The organism is Mitsuaria sp. PDC51 (assembly GCF_900113225.1).
GTDB lineage: Bacteria > Pseudomonadota > Gammaproteobacteria > Burkholderiales > Burkholderiaceae_C > Roseateles.
On sequence record NZ_FOZE01000002.1, the window covers coordinates 582,813 to 601,318 of the forward strand.

Genomic DNA, 18,506 nt, shown 5'->3' on the forward strand with positions numbered 1-18,506 from the left:
GCTCAGGTGGCGGCGTCGTCGCGCCGGCCGCGCGCCGCCTCGGCGGCTTCCAGGCGATGCTCATGCGCCGCGCGGTGGGCGGCGCTGCAGAACTGGCCGCCGCGACCGGGCAGCGCATCGCTCGCCGGGAGATGCATGCCGCACTCGGCGCAGCTCACCATGTGCTCGGGCAGGCGCGGCGCAGGCGGCGGCGCGGGCCGGGCGTTGTCGCGCGGCGTCGGCCGGCCGCGCTTGAAGCCGATCACGAAGGCGATCACCGCCAGCAGGACGATCCAGAAAAGCAGCTTGATCACGATGGGCGCGGTGGAAGCTTCGGGGAGGAGGTCGACGGGGTCGGCATCAGACGGGCGGACGCTGCAGCACGACCTCGAGCACGAAGCGCGAGCCGGCATAGGACAGCAGCAACAGCGCGGCGCCGAAGTAGAGCCAGCGCGTCGCACGCCGGCCGCGCCAGCCGAACACGCGACGGCCCGTCAGCAGGCCGGTCAGCACGACCCAGCCCATCACGGCGAACAGCGTCTTGTGATCCCAGCGCCATTGCGGCGTGAAGGCCACGCCCAGCAGCAGCGCGATCGACAGCACGACCACGCCGGCGCCGACGAACTGGAAGGTCAGGCGTTCCAGGCGCAGCAGCGGCGTGCCGAGCGCCGGCGCGCCCTGCCCCTTCTGGGCGCGCATCTGGCGCTCGGCGCGGTTCAGCATGACCGCATGCATCACCGCGACGCCGCACAGGCCGTAGGACGCCAGGCCCATCGCCCAGTGCAGCGGCGCCAGCGGCGAGCCCGCCTGCGGTCGGTATTCGCCCGGGAACATCCAGGCCACCAGCATCACCAGCAGGCCCAGCACGCTGAGCAGGCGCTGGGCCGAGGGCAGCGGCAGGAAGCGGCTCTCGATCAGATAGACGCCGGTCACCAGCCAGATCGTCATCGACAGCGACGGCGCGAAACCGAAGCGCGCCGCGTGGCTGCCGTTGACCGGCGCGGCGCCGATGCCGCCGATGTCCACGACCAGCGCGGCCAGGTGCAGCAGCCACGCCAGCACCAGCACCGAGCGCCAGGTGCGGGGCCGCAGATGCGCGAAGGCGGCGGCAACGGCATAGGCCACCGCGCCGGCGGCGCTGAGGGCGGCCAGGAGCAGGCCGCTGGGCTCGGCGGAGGCGGACGATAAAATCATCCGCAAAGTGTAATGACGAGCGCCCGCTTCCGCGGGCGCCAATACGATGGCTTCCACCCTGACCGATCGACTGAGCCGGCTCGTGAAGACGATGCGCGGCCAGGCCCGCATCACCGAGTCCAATGTGCAGGACATGCTGCGCGAGGTGCGCATGGCGCTGCTGGAGGCCGACGTCGCGCTGCCCGTGGTGCGCGACTTCATCGCCCGCGTGAAGGAGAAGGCGCTCGGCCAGGAGGTGGTCGCCTCGCTGAATCCGGGGCAGGTGCTGGTCTCGGTCGTCCACAAGGAACTGGCCGCGACGATGGGCGAAGGTGTCGCCGACATCAACCTGGCCGCGCAGCCGCCCGCCATCATCCTGATGGCCGGCCTGCAGGGCGCCGGCAAGACGACGACCACCGCCAAGCTCGCCAAGCACCTGACCGAGAAGCGCAAGAAGAAGGTGCTGACGGTCTCGGCGGACGTGTACCGCCCCGCCGCGATCGAGCAGCTCAAGACGGTGACGAAGCAGGCGGGCGCCGAATGGTTCCCGTCGGCGCCGGACCAGAAGCCGCATGACATCGCCCTGGCGGCGCTGGACCATGCGAAGCGCCACTTCTTCGATGTGCTGCTGGTCGACACCGCCGGCCGCCTGGCGATCGACGAAGCGCTGATGGCCGAGATCCGCGACCTGCACGCGACGCTCAAGCCGGTGGAGACGCTGTTCGTGGTCGACGCGATGCAGGGTCAGGACGCGATCAACACGGCCAAGGCCTTCAAGGAGGCGCTGCCGCTGACCGGCATCGTGCTGACCAAGCTGGATGGCGACTCGCGCGGCGGCGCGGCGCTGTCGGTGCGGCAGATCACCGGCGCGCCGATCAAGTTCGCCGGCGTGTCCGAGAAGATCGACGGGCTCGAGGTCTTCGACGCCGACCGCCATGCGGGCCGCGTGCTCGGCATGGGCGACATCGTCGCGCTGGTCGAGGAAGTGCAGAAGGGCGTGGACGTCGAGGCCGCGCAGAAGCTGGCCGAGAAACTCAAGTCCGGCGACGGCTTCGACCTGAACGACTTCCTCGCCCAGATCTCGCAGATGAAGAAGATGGGCGGGCTGTCGGGGCTCATGGACAAGCTGCCCACCCAGATGACCGCCAAGGCCGGCCAGCCCGACATGGACAAGGCCGAGCGCGACATGAAGCGCATGGAGGGCATCCTCAACGCGATGACCGCCAAGGAGCGCCGCCAGCCGTCGCTGCTGATGGACGGCAAGTCCAAGGCCGGCCGCAAGCGCCGCATCGCCGCGGGCGCCGGCGTGCAGATCCAGGAGGTCAACCGCCTGCTCAATCAATTCGATCAGATGCAGGGGATGATGAAGAAGATGAAGGGCGGCGGCCTGATGAAGATGATGAAGAAGATGGGCGGCCTCAAGAACCTCATGGGCGGCGGGGGCGGCGGCTTCCCGATGTAAATGCAAAAGAGCTCCCTTGGGAGCTCTTTTGCATTCCGGGGGTCGCACTTCGTCCTTCGACGGACCTGCGACCGAGGGCTTCGGGTTTTATTCGAGCAGGGCCTGCGCGAACTCGCGCGCGTCGAAGGTCTGCAGGTCCTCGAGCTTCTCGCCGACGCCAATGAAGTAGACCGGGATCGGGCGCTCCCGCGCGATCGCCGCGAGCACGCCGCCCTTGGCCGTGCCGTCCAGCTTGGTGACGATCAGGCCGGTGAGGCCCAGCGCGTCGTCGAAGGCCTTCACCTGCGTGAGCGCGTTCTGGCCGGTGTTGCCGTCCACGACCAGCAAGACCTCGTGCGGCGCGGTCTCCTGCGCCTTGCCGATCACGCGCTTGATCTTCTTCAGCTCCTCCATCAGATGGAGCTGCGTCGGCAGACGGCCGGCGGTATCGGCGATGACGACGTCACAGCCGCGCGCCTTGCCCGCGACCACCGCGTCATACGTGACCGCCGACGGATCCCCCCCCTCCTGGCTGACGATCTGCACCCGGTTGCGATCCGCCCAGACCGCCAGCTGCTCGCGCGCGGCGGCACGGAAGGTGTCCGCGGCGGCCAGCAACACATTGGCCTCGGCATCGGCCAGATGGCGCGTCAGCTTGCCGATGCTGGTCGTCTTGCCGGCGCCGTTGACGCCCACCACCATCATCACCATCGGCGACTGCTCACCGATCACCAGTTGGCGCTGCAGCGGCTGCAGCAGCTCGGTCAGCGCGTCGACGAGCAGTTGACGCACGACGGCGGGCTCGGTGGCCTTGGCGTCCTTGACGCGACGCTTCAGATCCTCGAGCAGGAACTCGGTCGCCTTGACGCCTGCGTCCGCCATCAGCAGCGCGGCCTCGAGTTCTTCATAAAGCGCATCGTCGATCTGCGTGCCGGTGAAGACCTGGGCGATGCTCGAGCCGGTCTTGCGCAGGCCCTGGCGCAGCTTGTCCATCCAGGACTTTCGCGGCGCGGGCTCGGGCTCGGCCACTGGTGCCGCGGCTGCGACGGGGACGGTGGCCGGCACAGGCGTGGGCACTGCGACGACCGGCGCGGGCGCGGGCACATGCACGACGGGCGGCGGCGCAACCGGCGCGGGCGCGACGACAGTCGAAGGGGCCGCGACGGAAGCGTTCGGGCTGGGAATGGGTACCGGCGCGGGTGCGGTCGTCGAAGGCGGAGCGAGGACGGGCGCGGTCTGCGGAGCCGGGGACGGGGCTTGCGGTGCCGGAGCCGAAACGGGCTCGACGGCGACCGGCGGGGCCGGGATGGCGGGAGGGGGCGCAGGGACCGCTTCGGGAGCGGGCGCTGGCGTGGGTTCGGAGGATCCGAAGCCCAGTTTTTTCTTGAGGAAGCTGAACATGGAGGGGTCGAGAGGACTCGCGCGCCGAACGTTTGTCGCCGTGCTCGGCGGGGGCTTGCATTGTCTTCGAAAACTTTGCTATAGTCGCGTTCTTCGCAAGGCGCTTTAGCTCAGCCGGTTAGAGCGACGGAATCATAATCCGCAGGTCCGGGGTTCGAATCCCTGAAGCGCCACCAAATACAAACCCCAGCAAGACGCAAGTCCTGCTGGGGTTTTCCGTTTGAGCCTTCGCTTATCGCTCAAGGCCTGCATTCGAGCAGGTCAAGCGGTCGATCGCGCATCTATCGATGCCTGACGCTTGTCGCAGCGCCTTCACGCATCATTGCGTGGGCGCGCGCTCCGCTTAATTGCAGCTCAGCGTCGCCAGCCCCTTCCCGGCCCCCGCCACATTGAGCAGCCGCTGCTTCACGCAGGCCGGGTCCTGCACCGTGTACGCATACGGGATGCCGACCGGGAAGTTCGCGGTCGTCGTCCAGTCGGTCGCGTCGCGCGAGGGGCTGGAGCCGCTCGCCACCCACTTGATGCCGTAGGTCGCGAAGTCCGCCGGGCTCTTCACGTTGTTGTTGCGCAGCTCCCAGTAGCCGATGGAGGAGCTGTCCCGTGAGGTCACCGGGTTCTGCGCGTTCTCGAAGTAGTTGCCCTCGAGCAGCGAGTAACCGCCCATCCGGATGTTGGCCCCCGAGGTGAGCACATTCGAGTACAGGTTGTTGTAGAGGTGCGTGTAGCCCGCACGCTGCAGCGGCAGCCGCGACACCACGTTGCTGTACACGTTGTGGTGGAAGGTGATGTAGCGGTCGCTGGCATCGCTGTCGCTGGAGCCGATCAGCCCGACCTTCTGGTGGTCGTGGATGTAGTTGTACGAGTAGGTGATGTGATGCGCGCCCGCCTTGCTGTCGATCAGGCCGTCGAACTCGAGGTCACCGGCGCCGGCGCAGTCCTTCGTCGAGCTGAAGAGCGTGTTGTGGTCGATCCAGATGTTGCTCGGCACCCCGCCGCCCTGGCCCTCGATGCCGATCGCGTCGATCTTCCCCGGCAGCAGACCGATCGTCATGTTGCGGATGATGATGTTGCTGGCCGCCGCCTTGATCGCCAGCCCGAAGTTCGCGGCCGAGCCGTTGACGCCCTCGATCGTGACGTTGCTCTTGTTCTTGATCTCGACGATCGCGCCGGCCGGCTTCTGCCATTGCGCGCAGGTATCGGTGATCGTGCCGAAGTCGAAGGTCCCGGCATACCGGATCACCAGCCCGCCGCTGCCGCTGTAGGCGTTGATGGCCGCCTGCATCTCGGCCGCGGTGGTGACCGTCACCGGTGTCGCCGAGCCGCCGCCGGTCACCGTCCCGGCATAGCCACCGCTGTGGCCTGCGGGTGCGGGTGCGGGGGCCGGTGCCGGCGATGGCGCCGGGGCGGGGGAAGGCGCTGGTGAAGGCGCCGGCGCGGGCGAGGCGGCGGGGCCGACGGCGCATTTCTCGGCAATGCCCGGGTTCGGGTCAGCGCCGCCGAAGGTGGCCGAGGTGCAAGGCACCGTGCCGCTGAGCGTCTTGATGACCCACTTGTCCTTCACGCCGAAGGAGACCTGGCGCGCGGTCGTGCCGACCTTGCAGCTGCCGCCCTCGTCGGCGCACTTGGAGAAGCCGGAGGGCCAGTCCACGGCGTGCGCGGCGCCCATCGGGGCCACGGCCCCCACCACGACGGCCATGGCGGCCAGCCCCTGGCGCGGGCGCGGCGCGCGCAAAACGCCAGGCAATGGCGGCTGGGGCGCGACCAGTTCGACGGACGCGTCAGTACGGATGTTCTTCATGAATGTCTCCGAGATCGTTGGAGCGATCCGGCGCGGGCATGGCTCCGCCCTCACCGGTCACCGGTGAATCGAAAAATTGCTCGGGAAACCCAACTGCCGATTCGCCCGCCTCGCGCGCCGCGGACCAGCAGGGTCCGCTTCGGGGACGGTGACCGTGGGCAGCGGCCAGCGCCGACACGCCAGCGCGCAGGCGCGGCCATGTCGACAACGGGCGCAGACTAACGAGATCGTCCGTTTTCGGAAAGGCGTTTTACATTTACCAAGCCGGCGTTACGGATAAGCCAAAGTTCCTTTGGCGCCCTTGTCGTACGCCAATTCCTGCCGCTCTTCGCCCGTCTTACAAATTCCCGGGAAAGTCCCGGCGTTTCCGCGCAAGGATCGACAGTTGAAACCGCCGACGGCTCCTTAATATCCGCCCCCAGCGGACCCGCCCGGCCCTTCGCCGGCGCCGACCGGACGGTCCGCCAGAAGCACAACGGGGTGGTATGAAGTCGATCGGGTCGTTGGGTCACTGGGGAAGCGCCGCGCGCGAGCGGGTGGTCGCTGCCGCCTCGCTGCTGGCAATGTCCGCCGTGGCGATCACCTTGATGGTCAGCGCTTCCGCGGCGCGGGCCGAACCCACACTCGGCGGGGCCCTCACGGCGCCGACACCCGCCGTGGCGACGACCACCTCCGTGACGCTGGCACCGCTGTCCCCGGCCACGCCCGTCCCGGCGCCGACGGTCGCCCGGCCTTCCTCGGCGCTCGTCGTCGACTTCCGCGGCGAACCCGCTTCGCCCGAGGCCCGCGCCATGGCACGGGCCGCCTTCGAGCGCGCCGACGCGAAGGGGCTGCCCTTCGCGGTGGTCGACAAGAAGGCCGCCAAGCTTTTCGTCTTCCTCGCCGATGGCCGCCTGGCCGGCGCCGCGCCGGCGCTGCTGGGCCTGGCCCGCGGCGATCGCGTCGCCCCGGGTGTCGGCGACATGGTCGCCACCGGCATCCCCGCGGACCTGCGCACCACGCCCGCCGGCCGCTACGACAGCCAGCCCGGCCCCAACCTGAAGGGCGAGACCGTCATCTGGGTCGACTACGACGCCGCCTTCGCCATCCATCGCCTGCGCCCCAGCCCGGCGCGCGAACGCCGCGCCGAGCGGCTCGCCTCGCCGTCGCCGGACGACAACCGGATCTCGCTGGGCTGCGTGGTCGTCACCGGCGAGTTCTTCGACCGCGTCGTCGCGCCGGTGCTTGGCCATGGCGCCGGTGTCGTCTACGTGCTGCCCGAGCCCGCGCCGGCACCGCTGGCGCAGGGTGACGCCACCCGCCAGCTCTGACGCCCGGGCCCGAGGCCGCGCGGGCGGCGGCGCACCCCGCCGCGCTCGTCCCGTTAAACTCGCGCCCTTGCGAATTTTCCGCAGCCACTGGATCTACACCATGTACCGCTGTGCCCCGCCCGCCCTGCCCCGTCGTCGCCTGCTGACGACGTCGGCCGCCAGCACCGCCGCCGCCGCAACTGCCGCCGCCTTCGCGGTCCTCTCGACCGTCGCCGGCATCGGCGCGTTCACCGCGCCATCGACCGCCCACGCGCAGATCGTCCCCGGCCACCGCTATTTCCCGCAGCGCGCGCTGCGCGGCGAACTGGTCATCGGCGTCACGCCGGACGTGAAGCTCAACGGCAAGGCCGCCCGGCTCGCGCCCGGCGCCCGCATCCGCAACGCGGTCGACCAGGTCGCCACGCCGGGCTCGCTGTACGACCAGAAGCTGACCGTCCTCTACACCACCGACATCAATGGCCTGCTCATGGACGTCTGGGTGCTGAACGAGGTCGAGCTGGCCAACAAGTCCTGGCCGACCTCCCCGCAGCAAGCCTCCCAGCTGGTCTTCGACCAGGCCAGCCAGGTCTGGCGCAAGCCCTGATCCCCTGCGCGCCGGCCCGCCCCGCGGGTCGCGCCGATGTCTCCCGGAGCTCCCCATGAGCAAGAAAGTCTTCATCAAGACCTTCGGCTGCCAGATGAACGAGTACGACTCGGACAAGATGGCCGACGTGCTGCGCGCCGCCGAGGGCTACGAGCCCACCACCGACGTCGAGCAGGCTGACCTGGTGCTGTTCAACACCTGCTCGGTCCGCGAGAAGGCGCAGGAGAAGGTGTTCTCCGACCTGGGCCGCATCAAGCACCTGAAGGCCAAGGGCGTGATGATCGGCGTCGGCGGCTGCGTCGCCAGCCAGGAGGGCGCGGCAATCATCGAGCGCGCGCCCTATGTCGACGTCGTCTTCGGCCCGCAGACCCTGCACCGCCTGCCGCAGATGCTGGCTCAGCGCCAGGAGCAGCTCCGCCCGCAGGTGGACATCTCCTTCCCCGAGATCGAGAAGTTCGACCACCTGCCGCCGGCCCGCGTGGAGGGCGCCTCCGCCTTCGTGTCCATCATGGAAGGCTGCTCCAAGTACTGCTCCTACTGCGTGGTGCCCTACACCCGCGGCGAGGAGGTCAGCCGGCCCTTCGAGGACGTGCTGGAGGAAGTCGCCGGCCTGGCGGACCAGGGCGTCAAGGAAGTGACGCTGCTGGGGCAGAACGTGAATGCCTACCGAGGCAAGATGGGCGACTCCGACGAGATCGCCGACTTCGCGCTGCTGCTGGAGTACGTGGCCGAGATTCCCGGCATCGAGCGCATCCGCTACACGACCAGCCATCCCAACGAGTTCAGCCAGCGTCTGATCGACGCCTACGGCAAGATCCCGCAGCTGGTGAACCACGTCCACCTGCCGGTGCAGCACGGCTCGGACCGCATCCTGATGGCGATGAAGCGCGGCTACACCACGCTGCAGTTCAAGAGCATCGTGCGCAAGCTGCGCGCGGTGCGGCCGGACATCCGCGTCGCCTCGGACTTCATCGTCGGCTTCCCCGGCGAGACCGACGAGGACCACGCCAAGACCCTGCAGCTGGTGCGCGACATCGGTTTCGACGCCTCGTTCAGCTTCATCTTCAGCCCGCGCCCCGGCACGCCGGCCGCCAACCTGGCGGACGACACGCCCCACGAGGTGAAGGTGCGCCGCCTGCAGGAACTGCAGGCCGAGATCGAGGCCACCGCGATCCGCTACAACGACAGCCTGGTGGGCAAGACGGTGCCGGTGCTGGTGTCGGGCCATGCGCGCAAGGACGCCACCGAGCTGATGGGCCGCACCGAGTGCAACCGCATCGTCAACTTCAAGGGCCATGAGCGGCTGATGCACCAGATCATCCCGATGCGCATCACCGAGGCCTTCGCGCACTCGCTGCGCGGCGAGGTGCCGATCACCGCCGACCTGGCCGGCTGAGCGGCCCGCTCAGCCTCAGCGCTTGTAGCTGACGCCCCACTGGGCGGCGGTGACGCCCAGCAGCATCAGGCCGTAGCCGGCCATGGTGCCGTCGCGCCCGGTCAGCATCAGGGCGGCGGCGATGCCCATCGTCCCGCCCAGTCCGCCCCAGACGGCCAGCGTGCGCCAGCGCATGCCGGCGACGGTCTCCCGCCAGATCAGCTTGAGCGCCAGCGCCATCAGCGCGGCCACGCCCCAGGCGGGCAGGAACAGGTTGCCGAAATGCCAGACGGCGTCGAGTGGGTCCACGGGTCGGTTCGCTCCGGGCGAGGGGAAAAAGTGTGACGAAAGCGCCGTTCTTGACGCATCCCGGGGCGATGAGCGCGCCGCCAAGGCCGGTGCGATGCACGGGTCGGGGCGGAATTTTATAATCGCGGCCATGTCCGTCTTCGCCCTCGGCCTGAACCACACGTCCGCGCCCCTCGACCTGCGCGGACGTTTCGCGTTCACGCTCGAGCAACTGGCGCCGACGCTGCTGCGCTTCCAGGACCAGGTCGGCGCGCCGCAGCGCCGCCGGGCCACCGCGGCGGAAGCCGCCATCCTCTCCACCTGCAACCGCACCGAGCTCTACGTCGCCGGCGACGCCGACATGGTCCGCCCCGCGGTGGACTGGCTGGCGCAGGTGGGCGGCGTCGGCAGCGCGACGCTGATGGACCATGCCTATGTCGTCGAGGACGGCGCCGCGGCCCGGCACGCCTTCCGGGTCGCCAGCGGGCTGGACTCGATGGTGCTGGGCGAGCCGCAGATCCTGGGCCAGCTCAAGCAGGCCGTGCGCGAGGCCGACCAGGCCGGCACCCTCGGTACGACGCTGCACCAGCTCTTCCAGCGCAGCTTCTCGGTCGCCAAGGAAGTGCGCAGCTCCACCGAGATCGGCAGCCACTCGATCAGCATGGCCGCCGCGTCGGTCCGGCTGGCCGCCCAGCTGTTCGAGCACCTTGCCGACATCCGCGTGCTGCTGGTCGGCGCGGGCGAGATGATCGAGCTGGTCGGCACCCATTTCGCGGCCAAGGGCCCGAAGTCGATCTCGGTCGCCAACCGGACGCTGGAGCGCGGCGAGAAGCTCGCCAGCCATCTGGGCGCCGAGGCCTTCCGCCTCGCCGACCTGCCCGACCGCCTGCACGAATTCGACGCGGTGATCTCCTGCACCGCCTCCAGCCTGCCGCTGATCGGGCTGGGCGCCGTCGAGCGCGCGCTGAAGAAGCGCCGCCACAAGCCGATGTTCATGGTCGACCTGGCCGTGCCGCGCGACATCGAGCAGGAAGTCGCCCAGCTGGACGACGTCTATCTCTACACCGTGGACGACCTGTCCAAGCTGGTCCAAACCGCCGGCGAGAAGCGCCAGGCCGCCGTCCAGCAGGCCGAGGCCATCATCGAGACCGGCGTGCAGAGCTTCGTCCACTGGCTGGGCCAGCGCCACACGGTGCCGCTGATCCAGGCCCTGCATCAGCAGGCCGACAGCTGGCGCCAGGCCGAACTCCAGCGCGCCCGCAAGCTGCTGGCCAGAGGCGAGGACATCGACAGCGTGCTGGACGCGCTCGCGCGCGGCCTGACGCAGAAGATGCTGCACGGCGCGATGGCCGAGCTCAACGGCAGCGACGGCGAGCAGCGCCTGCAGATGGCGCAGACCGTGTCGCGGCTGTTCCTGCGCGGCAGCGCGAAGACGCCCGGCCTGCGCGCCGACGCGCTCGGCGACGAAGCGGACTCGTAGCGGCGATCGCCGCCGGCACCGGCGATGCGCCCGGTGCCCGTTCCGCCCGCGGCCACCGCCGCGCAGTGTTTCCCCCGCCGCCCGCTCCGTCCGCTCCCCCTTCGAGAGGCCGCCCCCCTCCGGATTCCCCATGAAAGACGCCCTGCGCCAGCAGTTCGACCGCCTCGGCTACCGGCTGGCGGAACTCGACACCACCCTCGCCGACGGCAGCGTCGCCGCGGACATGAAGCGCTACCGCGCGCTGACGCGCGAGCAGTCGGAGGTGTCCTCGCTCGTCGAGCGCTACCGCCGCTACGTCCAGCGCGAACAGGACCTGGCCGCGGCGCGCGAGTTGCTCGACAGCGGCGACGCGGACATGGCCGAGATGGCGCGCGAGGAGATCGACGCGGCGCAGGCGGACCTCGAGCAGCTCGACCAGGAGCTGCAGCTGGCACTGATCCCCAAGGACCCCGACGACGATCGGCCCGCCTTCCTGGAGATCCGCGCCGGTACCGGTGGCGACGAATCGGCGCTCTTCGCCGGCGACCTGACCCGCATGTACACGCGCTTCGCCGAAGCCCAGGGCTGGCGCTGCGAAGTGCTGTCGGCCAATGAATCGGACCTGGGCGGCTACAAGGAAATCGTGCTGCGGCTCGATGGCGACGGCGTCTACGGGCAGCTGAAGTTCGAATCCGGCGGCCATCGCGTGCAGCGCGTGCCGGCGACCGAGTCGCAGGGCCGCATCCACACCAGCGCCTGCACGGTCGCCGTCATGGCCGAGCCCGACGAGGCGGAGGAAATCCAGCTCAATCCCGCCGACCTGCGCATCGACACCTTCCGCGCCAGCGGCGCCGGCGGGCAGCACGTCAACAAGACCGACAGCGCGATCCGCATCACCCATCTGCCCACCGGCCTGGTCGCCGAATGCCAGGACGACCGCAGCCAGCACCGCAACAAGGCCAAGGCGATGGCGGTGCTCGCCGCGCGGCTGCGCGAGAAGGACCGCAGCGAGCGCGCCGCCAAGGAGGCGGCCCAGCGCAAGAGCCTGATCGGCAGCGGCGACCGCAGCGATCGCATCCGCACCTACAACTTCCCGCAGGGACGCCTGACCGACCACCGGATCAACCTGACGCTGTACAAGCTGGGCGCGATCATGGATGGCGACCTCCGCGACATCCTCCAGGGCCTGCAGCAGGCGCAGGCGGCCGAGCAGCTTGCCGCGCTGGAAGGCGGGGCGACATGAGCATCCGCAATGGCCACGCCGACGCCGACCCGGGCGCTCGACCGGGCGGCGGCTCCGCGCTGACCGTCGTCGACGCCGAGCGGGCCGCGATCGCCGCCGGCCTGCCGCGCGCCGAGGCGCAGTACCTGCTGCAAGCGCTGCTCGGGGTCTCTCGCGCTTGGCTGATCGGCCATGACACGGACCTGCTCGACGCCGTGACGGCGGAGCGCTTCCACCACTGGCTGGCGCGCCGCCTGGATGGCGTGCCGCTGGCCTACCTCACCGGCGAGAAGGAGTTCTTCGGCCTGACGCTACGCGTCACGCCGGACACCTTGATCCCCCGTCCCGACACCGAGCTGCTGGTCCAGTGGGCGCTGGAGCGCCTGGAGGGGCCGCGTCCCCCGCGCGTCGTGGACCTGGGCACCGGCACCGGCGCGATCGCGCTGTCGATCAAGTCGCAGCGGCCGGACGCCGATGTCCGCATGGTCGACTTCAGCCCGGGCGCGCTGGCGGTGGCGCTGGATAACGCGCAGCGACTGGGCTTGCAGGTCGACGGTCACCTGGGAAGCTGGTTCGAGCCCCTGGCGGGTCAGCCCCCCTTCGACCTGATCGTCAGCAACCCGCCCTACGTGGCGGGGGACGACCACCACCTGGACGCCCTGAAGCACGAACCCCGCACCGCGCTCACCCCCGAAGGGGATGGCCTGGCCGACCTTCGCCACCTGATCGAGGGGGCCCCCGCGTGGCTGCGGCCCGACGGTTGGCTGCTGCTGGAGCATGGTTTCGACCAGGCCGACGCCGTCGCGGCGATGCTGCGCGCGCGGGGCTTCCTCGCGGTCGAGACCCGCCGCGACCTGGGCGGCCAGCCTCGCGCCACCGGCGGTCGTTGGCCCGGCTGAGCGCGCGTCGCGTTCGGATCTCAACCATTTGCACCCAACTTCACACGCTGTTTCCACACTGCGGGAACCTGCGCCGGGAATCCGCAACAGTGCCTGGAAACCCCCGCAACTCGATCTGGCGCGGTAACTCGGTGGGGCGTAGCATGGTCTGACTTGGTGCCCGTTTTGAACCATTTCGAAACGGGTGTTGTCGTCAGTCTGGGAGACCTGTCATGCGCGCCGCCCCCTTGCTCTTGCGCCTTGCCGTGGTCCTGGCCGGCAGTGTCTGCATGGCCGGTGCCGCCTGGGCCCAACAAGGCCTGCAGTTGAAGCCCGACCGCAAAGCCTTCACCGCTTGGCAGGCCCGCCTGCAGGTGAGCCAGAGCCAGGACGACGACGCCCTCTCCTTCGACGCCCGCCGCGGCAGCCGCCTGCTGAGCGCCAACCTGCTGGCGGACTATTACCTGACCGGTTCCGGCCTGGGCGCCGGCACGCGTGGCGGCCTGCGGGCCACCGGGGGGCTGATGCTGGGCCCGATGTCGCTGCTGCAGAGCAGCTCCGGCCTGGCGCTCGGCCGCGGCGCGGCCTTGACGCCGTCGCTGTCGGCGGGCAGCCGCAGCCTCAGCCTGCTCACCGGCCCGGATCGCGAGCCCAACCTCTCGCTGTCCTATGTCGGCGTCGGCTACACCAGCTACTCGCTGCGGGGCGGTTGGGGCTTCAGCGCCGACCTGGGCGTGGTCGGTGGCGGTGCCTCGGCGCTGCGCCTGGGCAACAGCGCGCCGCAGGCCGATCTGTCGCAGGACCTGCGCTACCGGCCGGTCGTCCAGTTCGGCGTCAGCTACAGCTTCTGAGCGTCACCGCCGGCGGATCGACAGCCCTTGGGCTCCGCCGAGCGCGGGCATGTCCGCTGCCCGATAATCGCCGGATCGCGCGGCCCGCCGTGCCGTCCCGGCGCGCTCCCGCACACGTCTTCCCGCATCAGCTTTCAGAGGATTCCGCCATGAGCGACGTTCAGCAACGCATCGACGACCTGGTCAAAGGCAACCGGGTCATGCTCTTCATGAAGGGCACCGCCCAGTTCCCGATGTGCGGCTTCTCCGGCCGCGCGATCCAGATCCTGAAGGCCAGCGGCGCCAGCGAGCTGAAGACCTTCAACGTCCTGGAGGACGAGGGCGTGCGCCAGGGCATCAAGGAATACGCGAACTGGCCCACCATCCCGCAGCTCTACATCGACGGCGAGTTCGTCGGCGGCTCCGACATCATGATGGAGATGTACGAGAGCGGCGAGCTGCAGCAGCTGCTGGCCAAGGCCTGATGACGGCCGCCGCGGCGCAGCGTCCACGCCTGATCGTCGGTATCACCGGCGCGACGGGCGCGGCCTACGGGCTGCAGCTGCTGCGCCGCGCCCGCGCGATCGGGGCGGAAACCCACCTCATCCTGAGCCCCGCCGGCGTGCTGAACGCCCACCATGAACTGGGGCTCGCGCGCGATGCGCTCGAGCGCGAGGCGGACGTCGCCTACGCGCCCGGCGACATCGGCGCCTGCGTCGCCAGCGGCAGCTTCCCGACCGCCGCGATGGTGATCGCGCCCTGCTCGATGCGCACGCTCGCCGCGGTCGCGCACGGGCTGTCGGACAACCTCATGAGCCGCGCCGCCGACGTCACGCTCAAGGAGCGCCGCCGGCTGATCCTGATGGTGCGCGAGACGCCGCTGAACCTTGCCCACCTGCGCAACATGACGGCGGTGACCGAGATGGGCGGCATCGTCTTCCCGCCGCTGCCGGCGCTTTACCTGAAGCCGACCTCGATCGAAGAGATGGTCGCGGAAACGGTCGAACGCGTGCTTGAACTGGCGCAGTTGCCGGGCGCCGCGCCGCAGGCCTGGCAGGGATTGCGTTCCCACGCCTGAACCCGATGCGGCCGGGCATCGAGGGCGCCCGCCGGTGGTCCGACCTGAGCGCTCGCGATCACCCGTGAGCGCGCTCCCGCGCCGGGGCCTCAGCTCTGTCCCGGCATCAGCCAGGCCTTGCGCGCGCCCATCACCAGGTTCGGATACTCGGCCCGACCGCGGCTGCCGTTGTAGCGCCCCAGCGCGAGGAACAGATTGCCCTTCTCGATGTCGAGGTAGTGACGCAGGATCACGCAGCCGAAGCGCAGGTTGGTCTGCATGTGGAACAGCCGGGACACCTGCCCGTCACCGATCGAGCGCGTCCAGAACGGCATCACCTGCATGTAGCCGCGCGCGCCCGCCACGCTGATCGCGTACTTGCGGAAGCCGCTCTCCACCTGCACCAGGCCCAGCACCAGCGCCGGCTCCAGGCCCGCGCGCGCGCTCTCGTACCAGAGCGTCTCCAGGAACTCGATCCGCGTCTGCGTTTCGCTCTTCTTGCGCTTCATGCGCTCGCTCATCTCCCCCAGCCAGCGCAGGTAGGCCAGGCGCGGCTCGATGGCGTCGAAACGGGGCTTGGGCGGAGCGTCCGAGGCGATCGCCGCCGACAGCGCCGAGCGCACGGCGTCGGCCAGCGGCTCTTCCTGCTGGGCGCCGGCGAACGCCGGTCGCGGCAGGCAGGCGGCCGCGCCCGCAAGCAGCAGCGCGCGGCGGGAACTCGGGGAGATCGTCGGGGAGCGGAAAGCGGTCACGTCAACGGAAAGAGGATCGGCGGCGATCGACATCGGAAAGGGAGAGGCGCGGCATCGTAACGGCGCTGGCCGGCGCCGTCAGCGCGACAGCCAGCGTTCCAGCGGCAAAGGTCGCGGTCCGCGCGCCCGCGCGAGCAGCACTCCGCCCACCCAGTACGCCAGCGCCAGGCCCGCGGTGACCAAGGTGCCTGGTTGCCATGACAGCCCCGCGCCGCTGAACAGCGCAAAGCTCAGCACCGAGCTGAACAGATAGAGCGTCAGCGTGTGCCGGCCCAGCGGCGCGAGCGCTTCCAGCAGGCGAGGATCGCGCCGCATCCGCAAGACCAGGGCCGGCACCGCGGCACTGAGCAGCAGCATCGTCGGGTAGAGATAGAAGATCGCGTAGCGCCCGGTGACGAAGCTGTCGCCATCGCGCAGGCCCGGCCAGAGCAGCGAGGTGAACGCGATGTTCACCGCCACCGCCGGCCACAGCCAGCGACGCGACCAGCGCTGCAGCGCGGGTTCCCAGCGCGGGTGGGAGAACAGGCGCAAGCGCGCCGCCATCAATCCGCCCGTCATCAGGAGCAGCGGCACCGGGATGCCCAGCGTCATGAAGGCGATCGTCGTCGCGGTGAAGTGGCCGGCATTGCGCAGCGTCCACTCCGCCCAAGGCGCCGGCGCCGTGAAGGGCACCGAGGGTTCGCCGGCCAGCGGCAGATTCGCCAGCACCATCGTGAAACCGATCACCGCCAAGTTCAGGGCGATCAGCACCCGGATCCGCAGCTTCAGCTTGGCCATCGAGTGGCCGGCCCAGACCGCGAGCAGCGAGCCGGCCACGGCATACAGCGTCAGGATGTCGCCCATGTAGAGCAGGCAGCCGTGCAGCAGGCCCAGCGTCAGCATCTTGGCCAGCCGGCGGCGGCGCTTGAGCAGGGCTTCCACCCCGCGCGTCTGCGACAGCCCCTGGCTGTAGCCGAAGAGGAACGCCAGCAGCGCGATGCCCTTGCCCGCCACCAGCGCATGCAGCAGCCAGGACAGCGCCTGGGCCACCAGGCCTTCGTCGCTGGCGGGCGGGCTCAGCGGGCCGGCGTCGGGCAGCGCCGGATAACCGACCCAGTTGACCGCGACCACCGGCAGCAGCGCCAGCGCGCGGAGCGCGTCCACCGCCGCGACGCGCTGCGGCGGACGAGCCGGACTCACGCCAGGCGTTGCTTCAGGTGGGCGACCACCTCAGCCAGCGCCAGCTTGGTGGCGGCGGCATCGCGACGGCCCTGCACCTCGACCTGGCCTTCCTTCAGGCCGCGATCGGAAATCACGACCCGGTGCGGCACGCCGACGAGTTCCCAGTCGGCGAACATCGCGCCGGGGCGCTCGCCGCGATCGTCCAGCAGCACATCGATGCCCAGGTCCAGCAACTCGTCGTAGAGCTTCGTCGCGGCGGCCTTCACCTCCTCGTTGCGGTCCATGCCGATCGGGCAGATCACGACGGTGAAGGGGGCGATCGACGCCGGCCAGACGATGCCGCGCTCATCGTGGTTCTGCTCGATCGCCGCGCCCAGGATGCGGGTCACGCCGATGCCGTAGCAGCCCATCTCCATCAGCTGCGGCTTGCCGTTCTCGTCCAGGTAGGTCGCGTTCATCGCGGCCGAGTACTTCGTGCCCAGATAGAAGACGTGGCCGACCTCGATGCCGCGCTGGATCGCCAGCACGCCCTTGCCGTCCGGCGACGGGTCGCCTTCGACGACGTTGCGGATGTCGGCGACCAGGTCGGGCTCGGGCAGGTCGCGGCCCCAGTTGGCGCCGGTGAAGTGGAAGTCGGCCTCGTTGGCGCCGCAGACGAAATCCGACATGTTCGCGACCGTGCGGTCGGCGATGACCTTGACCGGCTGCTTCAGGCCGATCGGGCCCAGGTAGCCGGGCTTGCAGCCGAAGTGGGCGTCGATCTCCGCGGCGGTCGCGAAGCGGAAGCCACCCTTCAAGCCTTCCAGCTTGCCGGCCTTCACTTCGTTCAGGTCGTGGTCGCCGCGCACCAGCAGCAGCCAGACCTGCGACTCGACGATCGTGCCGTGTTCATCGAGTTCGTCGGTCGCCAGCACCAGCGACTTCACCGTCTGCGACAGCGGCAGCTTCAGCAGCTCGGCCACATCGGCGCAGGTCGCCTTGCCGGGGGTCGGCGTCTTCGTCAGCGCCTGCGTCGCGGCACCCCGCGCCGCGATCAGCGACAGCGCCTCGGCCAACTCGATGTTGGCGGCGTAGTCGCTGGTCGGGCAGTAGATGATCGCGTCCTCGCCGGTCTCGGCGATGACCTGGAATTCATGCGAGCGGTCGCCGCCGATCGCGCCGGTGTCCGCCGCCACGGCGCGGTATTGCAGGCCCAGGCGATCGAAGATCCGGCAGTAGGCCGCGTACATGTTGTCGTAGCTGCGGCCGGCCGCGTCCTTGTCGCGGTCGAACGAGTACGCGTCCTTCATCGTGAACTCGCGCCCGCGCATGATGCCGAAGCGGGGCCGGCGCTCGTCGCGGAACTTCGTCTGGATGTGATAGAAGTTCTTCGGCAGCTGCTTGTAGCTGCGCAGCTCCTGGCGGGCGATGTCGGTGATGACCTCCTCCGACGTCGGCTGGATGATGAAGTCACGGCCGTGGCGATCCTTCACCCGCAGCAGCTCGGGGCCCATCTTGTCGAAGCGGCCGGTCTCCTGCCAGAGCTCCGCCGGCTGCACGACCGGCATCAGCAGCTCGACCGCGCCGGCGCGATTCATCTCGGTGCGGATGATGTGCTCGACCTTGCGGATCACCCGCAGGCCCATCGGCATGTAGTTGTAGATGCCGGCGCCCAGGCGCTTGATCATGCCGGCCCGCATCATGAGCTTGTGGCTGACGATTTCCGCGTCGGCGGGGGCTTCCTTGAGCGTGGAGACGAAGAACTGGGAGGCTTTCATGGGCGCAGAAAATAAAAGTCCGCGGTCAGCCGTGCCGCCGCG

General features: G+C 69.7%; 19 protein-coding genes and 1 tRNA gene. 11 read left to right on the top strand and 9 right to left on the bottom strand.

The genetic code is table 11. The features are described from left to right. Positions 1 to 2: 2 nt before the first annotated feature. Both BM393_RS13990 and BM393_RS13995 read right to left on the bottom strand, forming a co-directional pair. Entirely contained in the window at positions 3 to 293 is a 291-nt protein-coding gene (locus tag BM393_RS13990) for a PP0621 family protein (protein ID WP_091727080.1), read from the bottom strand. Between the two features lie 46 nt (positions 294 to 339). Beyond that, positions 340 to 1,173 carry an inner membrane protein YpjD gene (locus BM393_RS13995; protein WP_091727084.1) on the bottom strand — a complete coding sequence of 278 codons (834 nt, stop codon included), beginning with the start codon at positions 1,171 to 1,173 and terminating at the stop codon, positions 340 to 342. A gap of 46 nt (positions 1,174 to 1,219) precedes the next feature. Between BM393_RS13995 and ffh the strand changes: the two genes are divergently transcribed. Continuing rightward, a complete protein-coding gene (gene ffh, locus BM393_RS14000; protein ID WP_091727087.1) occupies positions 1,220 to 2,614 on the top strand; it encodes a signal recognition particle protein in 1,395 nt (464 codons plus the stop codon). Between the two features lie 87 nt (positions 2,615 to 2,701). On the opposite strand, the gene ftsY is transcribed toward ffh, so the two are convergent. Next, positions 2,702 to 3,994: a signal recognition particle-docking protein FtsY gene (gene ftsY, locus BM393_RS14005; protein WP_091727092.1), complete on the bottom strand. Its 1,293-nt coding sequence runs from the start codon at positions 3,992 to 3,994 to the stop codon at positions 2,702 to 2,704. Between the two features lie 99 nt (positions 3,995 to 4,093). On the opposite strand from ftsY, the gene BM393_RS14010 reads away from it, so the two are divergent. Continuing rightward, positions 4,094 to 4,170 (top strand) — tRNA-Met (locus tag BM393_RS14010). Positions 4,171 to 4,337: 167 nt separating this feature from the next. Here the strand turns inward: BM393_RS14010 and BM393_RS26165 are convergent. Together BM393_RS26165 and BM393_RS26170 are read right to left on the bottom strand one after the other, a co-directional pair. Then, complete coding sequence (locus BM393_RS26165; RefSeq protein ID WP_254783446.1) at positions 4,338 to 5,792, bottom strand: polysaccharide lyase family 1 protein; 1,455 nt, start codon at positions 5,790 to 5,792, stop codon at positions 4,338 to 4,340. A 508-nt stretch (positions 5,793 to 6,300) separates the two neighbouring features. After that, positions 6,301 to 6,585 (bottom strand): hypothetical protein, encoded by a 285-nt coding sequence (locus BM393_RS26170; RefSeq protein WP_254783447.1) that lies wholly within the window; start codon positions 6,583 to 6,585, stop codon positions 6,301 to 6,303. Here BM393_RS26170 and BM393_RS14020 point away from each other — a divergent pair. From BM393_RS14020 to miaB, 3 genes are all read left to right on the top strand, one after another. Then, positions 6,584 to 7,102: a L,D-transpeptidase gene (locus tag BM393_RS14020; protein ID WP_254783448.1), complete on the top strand. Its 519-nt coding sequence runs from the start codon at positions 6,584 to 6,586 to the stop codon at positions 7,100 to 7,102. The two genes, BM393_RS26170 and BM393_RS14020, sit on opposite strands and share 2 nt — an antisense overlap. 67 nt (positions 7,103 to 7,169) lie before the next feature. Further along, the gene (locus BM393_RS14025; protein WP_217648445.1) at positions 7,170 to 7,685 is read left to right on the top strand and encodes a hypothetical protein; all 516 of its coding nucleotides are present in this window, start codon (positions 7,170 to 7,172) and stop codon (positions 7,683 to 7,685) included. Positions 7,686 to 7,740: 55 nt separating this feature from the next. After that, positions 7,741 to 9,081, top strand: a complete 1,341-nt coding sequence (miaB, locus tag BM393_RS14030; RefSeq protein ID WP_091727099.1) for a tRNA (N6-isopentenyl adenosine(37)-C2)-methylthiotransferase MiaB — start codon at positions 7,741 to 7,743, stop codon at positions 9,079 to 9,081. 15 nt (positions 9,082 to 9,096) lie between these two features. Here miaB and BM393_RS14035 read toward each other — a convergent pair whose 3' ends face one another. Continuing rightward, the gene (locus tag BM393_RS14035) at positions 9,097 to 9,369 is read right to left on the bottom strand and encodes a hypothetical protein (RefSeq protein WP_091727104.1); all 273 of its coding nucleotides are present in this window, start codon (positions 9,367 to 9,369) and stop codon (positions 9,097 to 9,099) included. 130 nt (positions 9,370 to 9,499) lie between these two features. Between BM393_RS14035 and hemA the strand changes: the two genes are divergently transcribed. The 6 genes from hemA (at position 9,500) to BM393_RS14065 (ending at position 14,815) form a co-directional block, all read left to right on the top strand. Further along, a complete protein-coding gene (gene hemA / locus BM393_RS14040; RefSeq protein WP_091727109.1) occupies positions 9,500 to 10,828 on the top strand; it encodes a glutamyl-tRNA reductase in 1,329 nt (442 codons plus the stop codon). Between the two features lie 130 nt (positions 10,829 to 10,958). Continuing rightward, positions 10,959 to 12,050: a peptide chain release factor 1 gene (gene prfA, locus BM393_RS14045; protein WP_091727112.1), complete on the top strand. Its 1,092-nt coding sequence runs from the start codon at positions 10,959 to 10,961 to the stop codon at positions 12,048 to 12,050. A 59-nt stretch (positions 12,051 to 12,109) separates the two neighbouring features. Next, positions 12,110 to 12,928: a peptide chain release factor N(5)-glutamine methyltransferase gene (gene prmC, locus BM393_RS14050; RefSeq protein ID WP_404932664.1), complete on the top strand. Its 819-nt coding sequence runs from the start codon at positions 12,110 to 12,112 to the stop codon at positions 12,926 to 12,928. Positions 12,929 to 13,140: 212 nt separating this feature from the next. Further along, positions 13,141 to 13,758 (top strand): hypothetical protein, encoded by a 618-nt coding sequence (locus BM393_RS14055; RefSeq protein ID WP_091727117.1) that lies wholly within the window; start codon positions 13,141 to 13,143, stop codon positions 13,756 to 13,758. A 149-nt stretch (positions 13,759 to 13,907) separates the two neighbouring features. After that, positions 13,908 to 14,222 carry a Grx4 family monothiol glutaredoxin gene (grxD, locus tag BM393_RS14060; RefSeq protein WP_091727119.1) on the top strand — a complete coding sequence of 105 codons (315 nt, stop codon included), beginning with the start codon at positions 13,908 to 13,910 and terminating at the stop codon, positions 14,220 to 14,222. Continuing rightward, entirely contained in the window at positions 14,222 to 14,815 is a 594-nt protein-coding gene (locus BM393_RS14065) for a UbiX family flavin prenyltransferase (protein WP_175538343.1), read from the top strand. Before grxD ends, BM393_RS14065 begins: the two co-directional genes overlap by 1 nt. An 89-nt stretch (positions 14,816 to 14,904) precedes the next feature. Here the strand turns inward: BM393_RS14065 and BM393_RS14070 are convergent, their stop codons facing one another. From BM393_RS14070 to BM393_RS14080, 3 genes are all read right to left on the bottom strand, one after another. Further along, the gene (locus BM393_RS14070) at positions 14,905 to 15,546 is read right to left on the bottom strand and encodes a lytic transglycosylase domain-containing protein (protein WP_254783449.1); all 642 of its coding nucleotides are present in this window, start codon (positions 15,544 to 15,546) and stop codon (positions 14,905 to 14,907) included. A 78-nt stretch (positions 15,547 to 15,624) separates the two neighbouring features. Continuing rightward, positions 15,625 to 16,725: a DUF418 domain-containing protein gene (locus tag BM393_RS14075; protein ID WP_091727124.1), complete on the bottom strand. Its 1,101-nt coding sequence runs from the start codon at positions 16,723 to 16,725 to the stop codon at positions 15,625 to 15,627. Continuing rightward, positions 16,722 to 18,464 carry a proline--tRNA ligase gene (locus BM393_RS14080; RefSeq protein WP_091727128.1) on the bottom strand — a complete coding sequence of 581 codons (1,743 nt, stop codon included), beginning with the start codon at positions 18,462 to 18,464 and terminating at the stop codon, positions 16,722 to 16,724. Before BM393_RS14080 ends, BM393_RS14075 begins: the two co-directional genes overlap by 4 nt. Between the last annotated feature and the right edge of the window lie 42 nt (positions 18,465 to 18,506).

Coding starts and splice junctions, on each gene's coding strand:
- BM393_RS13995 (WP_091727084.1), bottom strand. CDS start 1,173: ATGATTTTATCGTCCGCCTCCGCCGAGCCCAGCGGCCTGCTCCTGGCC.
- ffh (WP_091727087.1), top strand. CDS start 1,220: ATGGCTTCCACCCTGACCGATCGACTGAGCCGGCTCGTGAAGACGATG.
- ftsY (WP_091727092.1), bottom strand. CDS start 3,994: ATGTTCAGCTTCCTCAAGAAAAAACTGGGCTTCGGATCCTCCGAACCC.
- BM393_RS26165 (WP_254783446.1), bottom strand. CDS start 5,792: ATGAAGAACATCCGTACTGACGCGTCCGTCGAACTGGTCGCGCCCCAG.
- BM393_RS14020 (WP_254783448.1), top strand. CDS start 6,584: ATGGCACGGGCCGCCTTCGAGCGCGCCGACGCGAAGGGGCTGCCCTTC.
- BM393_RS26170 (WP_254783447.1), bottom strand. CDS start 6,585: ATGGCGCGGGCCTCGGGCGAAGCGGGTTCGCCGCGGAAGTCGACGACG.
- miaB (WP_091727099.1), top strand. CDS start 7,741: ATGAGCAAGAAAGTCTTCATCAAGACCTTCGGCTGCCAGATGAACGAG.
- hemA (WP_091727109.1), top strand. CDS start 9,500: ATGTCCGTCTTCGCCCTCGGCCTGAACCACACGTCCGCGCCCCTCGAC.
- prfA (WP_091727112.1), top strand. CDS start 10,959: ATGAAAGACGCCCTGCGCCAGCAGTTCGACCGCCTCGGCTACCGGCTG.
- BM393_RS14055 (WP_091727117.1), top strand. CDS start 13,141: ATGCGCGCCGCCCCCTTGCTCTTGCGCCTTGCCGTGGTCCTGGCCGGC.
- grxD (WP_091727119.1), top strand. CDS start 13,908: ATGAGCGACGTTCAGCAACGCATCGACGACCTGGTCAAAGGCAACCGG.
- BM393_RS14065 (WP_175538343.1), top strand. CDS start 14,222: ATGACGGCCGCCGCGGCGCAGCGTCCACGCCTGATCGTCGGTATCACC.
- BM393_RS14080 (WP_091727128.1), bottom strand. CDS start 18,464: ATGAAAGCCTCCCAGTTCTTCGTCTCCACGCTCAAGGAAGCCCCCGCC.